Source organism: Sphingomonas populi (genome assembly GCF_004208535.1).
In the GTDB taxonomy this organism is placed as follows: domain Bacteria; phylum Pseudomonadota; class Alphaproteobacteria; order Sphingomonadales; family Sphingomonadaceae; genus Sphingomonas; species Sphingomonas populi.
Genome location: NZ_SGIS01000001.1, coordinates 197,473 through 209,149, shown reverse-complemented (window position 1 = coordinate 209,149; position 11,677 = coordinate 197,473). Strand labels below are relative to the sequence as shown.

Here is an 11,677-nt window from a genome sequence, read left to right as displayed (position 1 = left end):
ACACCGCGCCGGGCTGCCGCCTATCTTGCGCCTGTCATTCGAAATTGGAGACAGACGATGCGCCCATCCCCCCACCGTGACCGCGACGCCGTGCTTGAGACCTGGCGCGGATCGTGGAAGTTTCTCGCGTTCGGCGTGTTCGTGCTGACATATCTCGTCGCGATCGAACATCCGCAATGGTTCGTGCTGCGTCCTGCCACCGGCACGGCGATAGCGCTTGCCAGCGCGGCGAATCCACCGCTTGCGCAGACGGACAGGGGCGTTCAGGCCAAGCGATGATAGACATGCCATTCGTTCGCCGGGGTATCTGAGACGCTATGATCGTAACTGTCGTTCCGGGCGCCAAGCAGGTGATCCGTGAAATCTGGAAGCCGCTGGTGGTGCTGTTCGTGTGGGACGTCACCGTCACCGCGACCTATTATGTGCTGCCGTTCACCGCGCCGTCGCTGCCGCTCACGCTGTTCGGCTCGGCGCTCGCGCTGGTGCTCGGGTTTCGCAGCAACTCGGCCTATCAGCGCTGGTGGGAAGGGCGCGGGCTGTGGGGGGCGATGATCAACGCCAGCCGCAGCCTGGCCCGTCAGGCGCGCAACTTCCTCCCCGAGGAAGCGACCGACCTCAAGCGGACGATCGTGTTGCGCCAGATCGCCTATGTCAACGCGCTGCGGTGCCAGTTGCGCCGTCAGAAGCCCGATGATGACGTGTTGCGGTTCCTGTCCGATGGCGAGGCATCGTTCGCGCTCGTGCGCACCAATGTTGCCAACGGTATTGTCGATGGCACCGGCCGGCGGATCGACCTCGCCCGGCGCGAGGGCTGGCTCGATACGATCCAGCAGACCGCTATGGAAAACATCCTGGTCGATATCGCCAACGCACAAGGCGGGATGGAGCGGCTCAAGAACACGCCGCTACCCAATCAATATCGCTTCTTTCCGATGGTGTTCACCCATCTCGTCTGCATCCTGCTGCCGATCGGGCTGGTCGAAACGCTGGGTTTCGCGACCCCGCTCGGATCGACGATCGTCGGGCTGATGTTTCTCGCCATCCTCGCGATCGGCGACGATCTGGTCGATCCGTTCGCCAACACGCTGCACGACGTCCCGCTCTCGGCGATGTGCCGGACGATCGAGATCGATCTGTTGCAAGCGATCGGCGACGCCGCGCCCGAGCCGTTGACCCCCGACAAGGATGGCGTGCTGTGGTGATTGGGGCGGCCCGCGATAGCGAGCGCCTTTGCCGGGAAGGATGCCAGCTTGCGCGGGGCTGACGTTTGAGCAGCGAAGGTTCGTCAAAAAAGAAAGGGCCGCCCGGATCACTCCGGGCGGCCCATTTCTGTACCTGACGGCGAAGGCGATCAGCCCTCGGTCGGCTCCTCGGCGGAAACCTCGGCGGTGGCGCCCGGTTCTGCGTTGGGGTCGTAAGCTTCGACGAAGCCGGCCTCGTCCTTCTCGAACATGGCCGACATGACATCAACGCCCTGCGCCTGCATTTCAGCTTCTTCAGGCGAACGCGCGATGTTGATCTTGACCGTCACCGACACCTCCGGGTGCAGCGCGACCTTGACCTCGTACAGGCCGATCGCCTTGATCGGCTTGTTGAGCACGATCGCCGACTTCGCCACCTTGTGGCCCTCGGCCTCGAGCGCCTCGATCAGATCGCGCACCGCGACCGAACCGTAGAGCTGGCCAGTGTTCGACGACTGACGGATCAGCGTGACCGTCAGGCCGTCGATCGTCTTCGACTCCTTCTCGGCCTCGCCACGCTTCGCGGCGTTCTCGGCCACGATGCGCTCACGGTTCTTCTCGAACACCTTGCGGTTGGCTTCGTTCGAGCGAAGCGCCTTCTTGTTCGGGAGCAGGAAGTTGCGGGCGAAACCGTCCTTCACCTTCACCACGTCGCCGATGTTGCCGAGCTTCTCGACTCGTTCCAGCAGGATCACATCCATGTGGGTCGCTCCTTACTTAACGATGTAGGGCAGCAGCCCCAGATGACGGGCGCGCTTGATCGCCTGGGCGAGCTCGCGCTGCTTCTTCGCGCTCACCGAGGTGATGCGCGAGGGGACGATCTTGCCGCGCTCGGACACGAAGCCCTGAAGCAACCGGACGTCTTTGTAATCAATCCGGGGAGCGTCTTTTGCGGAGAACGGGCAGCTCTTGCGGCGGCGGAAAAATGGGCGTGCCATTGTCTATAACTCCTTATTCGCCGTCGAAATCACGACGCGGGCGCTCGCTGCGCTCGGGACGATCACCACGATCGGGACGCCCGTCACGATCGGCGCCACGGCCACCCTCACGGTCGCCACGACGCTCACGATCACGCTCGCTCTTGCGCATCATCACGGTCGGGCCGGCTTCCAGCTCGTCGACCTTGACGGTCATGTAGCGGATGATGTCTTCGTTGATCTGGATCTGGCGCTCCAGCTCGACGATGACCGAGCCGGGGGCGTCGATCTCGAGCATCACGTAATGCGCCTTGCGGTTCTTCGCGATCTTGTACGCGAGGCTGCGCAGGCCCCAGGTCTCGGTCTTGACGACCCGACCATCGTTGTCCTGAATGATCTTGGTGGCGATTTCCGCCAGTGCATCCACCTGCGCCTGTGCCAGATCCTGGCGCGCAAGGAACACATGCTCGTACAGAGCCATGCGTGCTTTACCTTATCTTGGCCGATCGCTGACGCCCGCACCATGCGAACGCCCCTCCGGCTGTCGTCTTCAATAGCAACCGGGGCGGAAAGCGTGTGCCTTCCACCCCGGAGTGCGGTTCCTTAGCGATTTTCGCATCGGAAGCAAGCGTTCTTGCTTCCGCGACAGGCCTTAGTTGAACGCGCCCGCGAGCACCGCGCCGATCAAGCTGCCCGAAACAGCGACGAGCACCGCGTCATTGCCCGAACGCACCCAATGATAGCCGCGCGGCGGGGCGTAGAGGCGACGACCGCGATACGCGCGCCAATCGTTGATCTCGCGGTAGTTCTGCGCATAGCGCCGATCGAAGCGCTGGCCCTTGTTCCAGCGGCGATAATTGTTGCGGTTGTTGACGACGGTGCGGTTCGTCACGACGGTGCGGCCGTGCGGCCCTTCGCGGACGACGGTGGTGCGGCGCTCCTGATGATCCTGACGGCCCTGCGCCTCGGCGGGCGCCATCGCGATCGGGCTGGCGAGGATCGAAGTTGCCAGCGCGGCGAGGATGAACTTTTTCACGTTTCAGCTCCTGTTTTTCAACGGCGCCTTCTCCCGGCGTCGAGAGCAATCTAGGGTGCGATTGTATCAGGCCCGTCCCGCGAACACCGGTAAAGCGTCACAAAGTGTCGCCGCTTGCGTAAGTTCGTTCAGGTTTCTAGGGCGACGCGCCTGATCTGAAGGACATGAACGATGCGCGCATTCATTTTTCCGGGGCAGGGTAGTCAGGCTGTCGGCATGGGCAAGGCGCTTGCCGACGCGAGTGCCGTCGCGCGCGAGGTGTTCCAGGAGGTCGACGACGCGCTCGGCCAGCATCTCTTCCGGTTGATGACCGAGGGGCCGGCCGAAGACCTCATGCTGACCGAAAATTCGCAGGCGGCGATCATGGCCAATGCCATCGCCACGTTGCGCGTGCTGGAGCGGGAGGGCGGCATCCGCCTCGCCGACAAGGCTGATTATGTCGCGGGCCATTCGCTCGGCGAATATACCGCGCTCTGCGCGGCGGGAGCGCTCGATCTGCCGACGACGGCGCTGCTGCTCAAGCATCGCGGCCTCGCGATGCAGGCGGCGGTGCCGGTCGGGGAGGGCGCGATGGCGGCGTTGCTCGGAGCCGATCTGGAAAAGGCCCGCATCATCGCCAATGCCGCGAGCGAGGGCGAGGTTTGCACTGTCGCCAACGACAATGATCCGTCGCAGGTCGTGCTGTCGGGCGCGAAAGGCGCGATCGACCGCGTCGTTGCGATTGCCAAGGAATTCGGGGCGAAGAAGGCGGTGCTGCTGCCGGTCTCGGCGCCGTTCCACTGCGTGCTGATGCAGCCCGCCGCCGATGCGATGGAAACGGCGCTCGCCGAGGCGCGCATCGACGCGCCGCTGGTGCCGGTGTTCGCGAACGTGACGGCAAGCCCGGTCGGCGACCCCGACACGATCCGCCGGCTGCTCGTTGAACAGGTGACGGGCATGGTGCGCTGGCGCGAATCGGTGCTGGCGATGGCGGATACCGGCGTGGAGCGTTTCGTCGAGTTCGGTGCCAAGGTGCTGACCGCAATGGTCAAACGCACCGCTGCCGACGTGGAGACGGTGAGTGTCGTCACGATGGACGATATCGAGGCGCTGGCGAAAAGCTTGTAGGAGTTGTTCACGCGGAGGCGCGGAGGCGCAGAGAGAACGGGATGAAGGATATCGATGCGATTACCGGCGACGTTATCGACGTCGCGTTGCGATTGCATCGCGATCTTGGCCCGGGCTTGCTCGAAAGTGTCTACGAGATGGTGTTAGCGGCGAAGCTTACCGACATCGGCTATTCGGTCGTTCGGCAAAGCCCGATCGACATCGAGTTCGAGGGGCTGCGATTCGATGCCGCGTTTCGCGTGGATTTGCTCATCGACAACCGCCTCATCGTCGAGATCAAATCCGTCGAGCGGCTGATGCCTGTGCATGGCAAGCAGTTGCTGACATATCTTCGCTTAATGAAGCAGCCCGTAGGGCTGCTTATCAATTTCGGAGGCGAGACGCTCAAGGAAGGGCTGCGCCGCGTGGTCAATAACCATCGCTCCTCTGCGCCTCCGCGCCTCCGCGTGAACCAAATCGACACTTCTGGAGAATGAGATGTTCGACCTTACAGGCATGACAGCGCTGGTCACCGGCGCGAGTGGGGGGATCGGGTCGGCGATCGCTCAGGCGTTGGCGGCGCAGGGGGCGCGTCTGGCGGTTTCGGGGTCCAATGCGGACAAGCTCGAAGCGTTTCGCGCCAGCCTCGGGAGCGATCATGTCGCGCTGCCCTGCGATCTTTCCGATGCCGCCGCAGTGGATGCATTGGTGCCGCAGGCCGTGGCTGCGCTCGGCAAGCTCGACATCCTCGTCAACAACGCTGGCGTGACGCGCGACAATCTCATCCTGCGCATGAAGGATGACGAATGGGATCAGGTGATCCGCGTCAACCTCGAAGCCGCGTTCCGGCTGATGCGCGCCGCCGCCAAGCCGATGATGAAGGCGCGTTTCGGCCGGATCATTTCGATCACCTCGATCGTCGGCACCACCGGCAATCCCGGGCAGGCGAACTATGCCGCCTCCAAGGCCGGTATCGTCGGCATGTCGAAGGCGCTCGGGCAGGAACTCGCCGCGCGCAATGTCACCGTAAATTGCGTCGCGCCGGGCTTCATCCGCACCGCGATGACCGACGTGCTGCCCGATGCGCAGAAGGATGCGCTCAATGCGAAGATTCCGGCGGGCAAGATGGGCGAGGGGGCTGACATCGGCGCCGCCGTCGTCTATCTCGCCAGCAAGGAAGCGGGTTACGTCACTGGCCAGACATTGCACGTCAATGGCGGCATGGCGATGATCTGACGGGTCGGGGTGCGCTTCGGCGCTGCCCCGAAACGTCACAGCCCCTTGCGCGGGCCGGAACCGCGTTCTACGTGCAAACCGGAATTTAGACCCCACACTTCATGAGAGGGACATGAACATGAGCGAGACTGCCGATCGCGTAAAGAAGATCGTCGTCGAGCACCTCGGCGTCGAAGCCGATAAGGTGACGGAGGATGCGAGCTTCATCGATGATCTGGGCGCCGACAGCCTCGATATCGTTGAGCTGGTGATGGCGTTCGAAGAGGAGTTCGAAGTCGAAATCCCCGACGACGCTGCAGAGAAGATCGCGACCGTGAAGGACGCGATCACCTTCATCGACGAGCACAAGGGCTGATCGAGCGGGCGCCGCCCGCAAGGCGGCGCCCGGCCCGTATCGGGGCCTTGAAGACATAGGACCGGCTCCCCGTCCCAGGGTTCGCATAGGGGCGGGGAGCCGTTCTGTTTTGAAGAGCAAATAAGAAACGGAGATGGCCATGCGCCGTGTCGTCGTAACCGGATTGGGCCTCGTCACGCCGCTTGGCGCGGATGTCGAGACCGCGTGGAGCAACCTCATCGCCGCGAAATCGGGCGCGGGCACGATCACGCGCTTCGACGCGACCGATTTCCAGATGAATTACGCGTGTGAGGTCAAGCCGGCCGGCCACGAATATGGCTTCGATCCGGGCAAGCGCGTCGATCACAAGGTCCAGCGCCAGGTCGATCCGTTCATTATCTACGGCATCGATGCCGCCGGCCAGGCGATCGAAGACGCCGGCCTTCTCGATATGACCGAGGAAGAGCGTTTCCGTGCCGGTTGTTCGATCGGCGCCGGGATCGGCGGACTGCCGGGTATCGAGAGCGAATCGCTGGTGCTCGCCGCCAAGGGGCCGAAGCGGGTCAGCCCGCATTTCGTGCATGGTCGGCTCATCAATCTCATTTCGGGTCAGGTCTCGATCAAATACGGGCTGATGGGGCCGAACCACGCGGTCGTCACCGCTTGCTCGACCGGCGCGCATTCGATCGGCGACGCCGCGCGGATGATCGCGATGGACGATGCCGACGTGATGCTCGCGGGTGGCTCGGAGGGCGCGATCTGCCCGATCGGTATCGCCGGCTTCGCGCAGGCGCGCGCGCTATCGACCGGCTTTCGCGATGAGCCGTGGCGCGGCAGCCGCCCCTATGATCGCGACCGCGACGGCTTCGTGATGGGCGAGGGCGCTGGCGTGGTCGTGCTCGAGGAATATGAGCGTGCCAAGGCGCGCGGTGCGAAGATTTACGCCGAAGTGATTGGTTACGGCCTGTCGGGCGATGCCTATCACGTCACGGCGCCGCACCCCGAAGGCTCGGGCGCGTTCCGGTCGATGCAGATGGCGATGCGCAAGTCGGGCCTCGCGCTTGAGGACATCGACTATATCAACGCGCACGGCACCTCGACTCCGCTCGGCGACGAACTGGAACTCGGCGCGGTGCGCCGGCTGTTTGGCAGCGCGCTCGACGGCGTTTCGATGTCGTCGACCAAGTCGGCGATCGGGCATCTGCTCGGCGGCGCGGGTGCGGTCGAGAGCATCTTCTGCATCCTCGCGATGCGCGATCAGATCGTGCCGCCGACGCTCAACCTCGACAATCCGAGCGAGAATTGCGTCGGTGTCGATCTCGTGCCCCACAAGGCCAAGGAGCGCAAGGTCAAGGCGGTGCTGAACAATTCGTTCGGCTTCGGCGGCACCAACGCCTCGCTGGTGATGAAGGCGATCTAGGCAAGGTGCGCAAGCTCGGCTGCCTCACGCTGCTGATCGTTCTGGCGGCGATCGTCGGGTTCTTCGGGGTGCTGCATGTGTGGTCCGGGCGCGGGCCGCTTACCCGCAACGTCACCGTGACGGTGGCGCAGGGCAGCACGCTGGCGGGCGCCTCCGAGCAATTGCAGAAGGCCGGCGCGATTACCTCCGCGAGCCGCTTCCGCGTTCTCGCGAAAGTGCTGGGGTCCAGCGCGCCGATCAAGGCAGGCGAGTATCGCATCCCGGCGCATCTCAGCCAGGCCGATATCCTCAAGCTGCTGCAGGGCGGCCGCACGCTCCAGCGCTTCGTGACGGTCCCCGAGGGGCTGCCCTCGGTGATCGTCCGCGACGTGTTGATGAAGGCGACCGAACTCAAGGGTAATGTCGCCGTGCCGGTCGAAGGCTCGGTGCTGCCGGACAGCTACAGCTTCGATCGTGGCGACTCCCGCGCGGCGATGGTCGCGCGGATGCAGAAAGCGATGAGCCGCTACCTCGCCGATGCATGGGCGAAGCGCGCGCCGGGGATCGTCGTGACGACGCCGCGCGAGGCGCTGATCCTCGCCTCGATCGTCGAGAAGGAGACCGGCAAACCCAGCGAGCGCAGCACGGTCGCGGCGGTCTATTCGAACCGGCTCAAGCGCGGCATGATGCTCCAGGCCGATCCGACGATCATCTATCCGCACACCTTCGGTCGCCCGCTCGGCCGGCGCATCCCGCCGCCGTGGATTCACGAGGTCAACGCCTACAATACCTATGCGATGGTCGGGCTGCCGAGCGGGCCGATTTGCAACCCCGGGCGGGCGAGCATCGACGCGGTGCTCAATCCTGCACGCTCGAACGCTTTGTACTTCGTTGCGGATGGATCGGGCGGGCATGTCTTCGCCGACACGCTCGAACAGCATAACGCCAATGTGATGAAGTGGCGGGCGTTCCGTAAGGAACACGGCATCTAAACGCCCGCCGGGGCACCCTCAGCCGCGCAGTGCCATTGCCGCGCGGGCCTTCGCCTCGATCTCGGCTGGCGTGCCGCCGAGCACCCAGCTTCCACCGACGCACAGGACGGGATCGAATGCCAGCCAATCGGGTGCGGTCGCCTCGGTGATGCCGCCGGTCGGGCAGAAGCTGCACTGGTTGAACGGCGCGGCGAGTGCCTTCAGCGCCGGCAGGCCACCCGCCGCCATCGCCGGGAAGAACTTGAAGTGCGTCAGGCCGAGATCGAGGCCGAGCATGATGTCGGCGGCATTGGCGGTGCCCGGCAGGAACGGCACACCGCTGTCGATGATCGGGCGCGCGAGCCGTTCGGTGAGGCCGGGCGAGACGATGAACTCGGCGCCCGCGTCCATCGCCTGCGTGAACTGGTCGGGGTTGATGACCGTGCCGGCACCGACGATCGCGCCGGGCACCTGCTTCATCTCGCGGATCGCGTCGAGCGCGGCGGGCGTGCGCAGCGTGACTTCGAGCACGCGGATGCCGCCGGCGACGAGCGCTTCGGCGATCGGGCGGGCGGTCGCCGCGTCGTCGATCACGATGACCGGGATGACGGGGGCGATCAGCATAAGGTCGCGAATATTGCTCACTGGTGATGCTCCTGGGCAAAGGCGGCCGCGGCGCCGAACAGGCCGGGCTGGGGATGGGTGATGAGCTTGACGGGCAGCGCCTGCATCATCGCGCGGAAGCGGCCCTTGGCGCTGAAGCGTTCGGCGAAGCCCGATTGAACGATGTGATCCTTGATGCGGAGACCAAGACCGCCGGCGATGACGACGGCCTTCGCGCCTTGGCAGATCGCGCGGTCGCCGGCGGTGGCGCCGAGCGCGAGGCAGAAGCGATCGAGCGCGGCAAGCGCGAGGCTGTCGGTGCCTTCCAACGCCATTTGCCAGATCGCCTTGTCGTCGAGCCGCGCCACCGGGCGGCCGTCGATCTCGGCGAGCGTCTCGTAGATCGCGACGATGCCGGGGCCGGAGACGACACGTTCGGACGAGACGCGGCCGTGCAGCGTGCGCAGCCGCTTGAGCAGCGCGTCTTCGAAGCTGTCGAGCGGCGGGAAGTCGCTGTGGCCGCCTTCGGTTTCCAACACATGATAGCCGCGTTTCTCGCGCAGCACCTGCGCGACGCCGAGGCCGGTGCCGGGGCCGACGATCGAGATGATGCCGTGATCGGGCAGCGGCACGTCGGGGCCGGTGATGTGTTCGAACATCTCCGGCCCGACCTGCGCGACGGCATGGCCGACTGCGCCGAAATCATTGACCAGCACGAACTCGTCGACATCGAGCCGCTCCTTCACCAACCCGCGCCGGATGATCCACGGATTGTTGGTGAGCTTGATGAGATCGCCGTCGACCGGCGAGGCGACGGCGATGGCGGCGGCGCGCGGCATCGGTCGGTCGAGCGTCTTGCCGAACGCCTGCCACGCAGTTTGCAGCGAGGCGTGCTCGGCGGTCTTGAGCGTGACCGGCTCGCCGAGCGAGGACACATGACCGCCCTCGACCTCGGCGATGGCGAAGCGGGCGTGCGTGCCCCCGATATCGACAGCGACGACCTGCATCATTCCATCCCCGCGAGTACGGCGCATGCGCCCTTTTCAGCCTCGTTGGCGAGGCTGCGGAACATGCCGAACAGCTCGCGGCCCATGCCCTCGGCGGGCGGTGGCGCCTCGACTGGCTGGCGCAGCGCCCATTCGGCGGGATCGACCGACGCGACCAGTTCGTTGGTTTCCGCCGACATCCGCACCACGTCGCCGTCGCGCAGCAGCGCGAGCGGTCCACCGCCGAGCGCTTCGGGCGAGCAGTGGATCGCGGCTGGCACCTTGCCGCTTGCACCCGACATGCGCCCGTCCGTCACCAGCGCAACGCGGTAACCGCGATTCTGGAGCACGCCGAGGGTCGGCGTCAGCTTGTGCAGCTCCGGCATGCCGTTGGCGCGTGGCCCCTGGAAGCGGACCACGACGATCACGTCGCGGTCGAGTTCGCCGGCCTGGAACGCGGCCTGCACCTCGGCCTGGGTCTGGAAGATGCGGCACGGCGCCTCGATCGTCCAGCGGTCGCGATCGACCGCCGACACCTTGATGCAGCCGCGCCCGAGGTTGCCGGTGAGGATGCGGAAACCGCCTTCTTCCGAAAAGGGCGCGGCGGCGGGGCGCAGGATCGTATCGTCGCCGCTCGCGCCGGGATCTTCCCAGACGAGGCCATCGCCGGCCACGACCGGGCGCTTGCCATAATCGGTCATGTCGCCGTGGCCGATCGTGAGCAGATCGCGGTGGAGCAGCCCGGCGTCGGCGAGTTCGCGGATCACATAGGGCATGCCACCGGCGTCCTCGAACCCGTTCACGTCGGCGGCGCCGTTGGGATAGACGCGCGCGATCAGCGGCACCGTCCGCGAGAGCCGGTCGAAATCCTCCCAGTCGATGACGATTCCCGCCGAGGCTGCGATCGCGGGCAGATGGATGAGATGGTTGGTCGAGCCGCCGGTGGCGAGCAGGCCAATCGCCGCGTTGACGATCGCCTTCTCATCGACGCACAGGCCGATCGGGCGGTAATCGTCGCCGTCCCAGCCGATCTCGGCGAGGCGGTGAACCGCCGCGCGGGTCAACTCCTGCCGGAGTTTTGTGCCGGGGTTGGCGAAGGCCGCGCCGGGAATGTGGAGGCCCATCATCTCCATCATCATCTGGTTTGAATTGGCGGTGCCGTAGAAGGTGCAGGTGCCCTTCGAATGATACGCGGCGATCTCGGCGTCGAGCAGGTCTTCGCGGCCGACTTTCCCTTCCGCGAAGGCCTCGCGCACCGCCGCTTTCTGCTTGTTGGGGATGCCGGTCGGCATCGGCCCGCCGGGGATCAGCACCATCGGCAGGTGGCCGAAGCGCAATGCCCCGATCAGCAGGCCGGGGACGATCTTGTCGCAAATGCCGAGCAACGCTGCGCCCTCGAACAGCCCGTGGCTGAGCGCGATCGCGGTGGAGAGCGCGATCGTGTCGCGGCTGAACAGCGATAATTCCATGCCGGCATAGCCCTGCGTCACGCCGTCGCACATCGCCGGCACGCCGCCTGCCACCTGCGCGGTCGCGCCGGCCTCGCGCGCCCACACCTTCATCTGTTCGGGATAGCGATAATAGGTCGCGTGCGCCGACAGCATGTCGTTGTACGAGGTGACGATGCCGATGTTCATCGCCTTGGCCACGCGCATCGCGTCGCGATCCTCCTCGGTGCCGGCGTAACCGTGCGCGAGGTTGGCGCAACTCAGTCCGGGGCGGGCGATATGCTGGTCGCGCTCGCGCCCGATCAGGCCGAGATAGGCGTCACGCGTGCGCTTCGAACGGCTGATGATCCGGTCGGTGACGGCCGCGATCTCGGGGTGGAGCGTCATGATCTGAATGTCCCTTGGGGCGGGTAGGGCGCG

Annotated in this window: 15 protein-coding genes; 8 read left to right on the top strand and 7 right to left on the bottom strand. The window is 65.4% G+C overall.

Translation table 11 applies throughout. The features are described from left to right. Window positions 1–57: 57 nt before the first annotated feature. Together EWE75_RS01000 and EWE75_RS00995 are read left to right on the top strand one after the other, a co-directional pair. Window positions 58–279 carry a hypothetical protein gene (locus EWE75_RS01000; protein WP_130154821.1) on the top strand — a complete coding sequence of 74 codons (222 nt, stop codon included), beginning with the start codon at window positions 58–60 and terminating at the stop codon, window positions 277–279. Window positions 280–317: 38 nt separating this feature from the next. Next, the gene (locus EWE75_RS00995) at window positions 318–1,202 is read left to right on the top strand and encodes a bestrophin family protein (RefSeq protein ID WP_130154820.1); all 885 of its coding nucleotides are present in this window, start codon (window positions 318–320) and stop codon (window positions 1,200–1,202) included. Between the two features lie 149 nt (window positions 1,203–1,351). Here EWE75_RS00995 and rplI read toward each other — a convergent pair whose 3' ends face one another. The 4 genes from rplI to EWE75_RS00975 form a co-directional block, all read right to left on the bottom strand. Beyond that, window positions 1,352–1,942, bottom strand: coding sequence for a 50S ribosomal protein L9 (rplI, locus tag EWE75_RS00990; RefSeq protein WP_130154819.1), 591 nt, complete (start codon window positions 1,940–1,942; stop codon window positions 1,352–1,354). Window positions 1,943–1,954: 12 nt separating this feature from the next. Further along, the gene (gene rpsR / locus EWE75_RS00985) at window positions 1,955–2,179 is read right to left on the bottom strand and encodes a 30S ribosomal protein S18 (protein WP_010543816.1); all 225 of its coding nucleotides are present in this window, start codon (window positions 2,177–2,179) and stop codon (window positions 1,955–1,957) included. A 13-nt stretch (window positions 2,180–2,192) separates the two neighbouring features. Beyond that, complete coding sequence (gene rpsF, locus EWE75_RS00980) at window positions 2,193–2,639, bottom strand: 30S ribosomal protein S6 (RefSeq protein ID WP_130154818.1); 447 nt, start codon at window positions 2,637–2,639, stop codon at window positions 2,193–2,195. A 171-nt stretch (window positions 2,640–2,810) separates the two neighbouring features. After that, window positions 2,811–3,194: an RcnB family protein gene (locus tag EWE75_RS00975; RefSeq protein ID WP_231708137.1), complete on the bottom strand. Its 384-nt coding sequence runs from the start codon at window positions 3,192–3,194 to the stop codon at window positions 2,811–2,813. A 171-nt stretch (window positions 3,195–3,365) separates the two neighbouring features. Between EWE75_RS00975 and fabD the strand changes: the two genes are divergently transcribed. From fabD to mltG, 6 genes are all read left to right on the top strand, one after another. Next, complete coding sequence (gene fabD, locus EWE75_RS00970; protein ID WP_130154817.1) at window positions 3,366–4,301, top strand: ACP S-malonyltransferase; 936 nt, start codon at window positions 3,366–3,368, stop codon at window positions 4,299–4,301. A 41-nt stretch (window positions 4,302–4,342) separates the two neighbouring features. After that, complete coding sequence (locus EWE75_RS00965) at window positions 4,343–4,777, top strand: GxxExxY protein (protein ID WP_130154816.1); 435 nt, start codon at window positions 4,343–4,345, stop codon at window positions 4,775–4,777. Window position 4,778: 1 nt separating this feature from the next. After that, window positions 4,779–5,516, top strand: coding sequence for a 3-oxoacyl-[acyl-carrier-protein] reductase (fabG, locus tag EWE75_RS00960; RefSeq protein WP_130154815.1), 738 nt, complete (start codon window positions 4,779–4,781; stop codon window positions 5,514–5,516). 118 nt (window positions 5,517–5,634) lie between these two features. Then, entirely contained in the window at window positions 5,635–5,871 is a 237-nt protein-coding gene (locus EWE75_RS00955) for an acyl carrier protein (RefSeq protein ID WP_069207325.1), read from the top strand. Between the two features lie 139 nt (window positions 5,872–6,010). Then, on the top strand, window positions 6,011–7,270 hold the full coding sequence (gene fabF / locus EWE75_RS00950; protein ID WP_069207326.1) for a beta-ketoacyl-ACP synthase II: 1,260 nt from the start codon (window positions 6,011–6,013) through the stop codon (window positions 7,268–7,270). Window positions 7,271–7,275: 5 nt separating this feature from the next. Continuing rightward, a complete protein-coding gene (gene mltG, locus EWE75_RS00945) occupies window positions 7,276–8,241 on the top strand; it encodes an endolytic transglycosylase MltG (RefSeq protein WP_130154814.1) in 966 nt (321 codons plus the stop codon). 18 nt (window positions 8,242–8,259) lie between these two features. Here mltG and eda read toward each other — a convergent pair whose 3' ends face one another. From eda to edd, 3 genes are read right to left on the bottom strand one after another with little or no spacing between them, the layout of a single operon-like run. Continuing rightward, window positions 8,260–8,844: a bifunctional 4-hydroxy-2-oxoglutarate aldolase/2-dehydro-3-deoxy-phosphogluconate aldolase gene (gene eda / locus EWE75_RS00940; RefSeq protein ID WP_130154909.1), complete on the bottom strand. Its 585-nt coding sequence runs from the start codon at window positions 8,842–8,844 to the stop codon at window positions 8,260–8,262. Window positions 8,845–8,861: 17 nt separating this feature from the next. Further along, window positions 8,862–9,830, bottom strand: coding sequence for a glucokinase (gene glk / locus EWE75_RS00935; RefSeq protein ID WP_130154813.1), 969 nt, complete (start codon window positions 9,828–9,830; stop codon window positions 8,862–8,864). After that, entirely contained in the window at window positions 9,830–11,644 is a 1,815-nt protein-coding gene (edd, locus tag EWE75_RS00930; protein WP_130154812.1) for a phosphogluconate dehydratase, read from the bottom strand. Before edd ends, glk begins: the two co-directional genes overlap by 1 nt. Window positions 11,645–11,677: the final 33 nt, after the last annotated feature.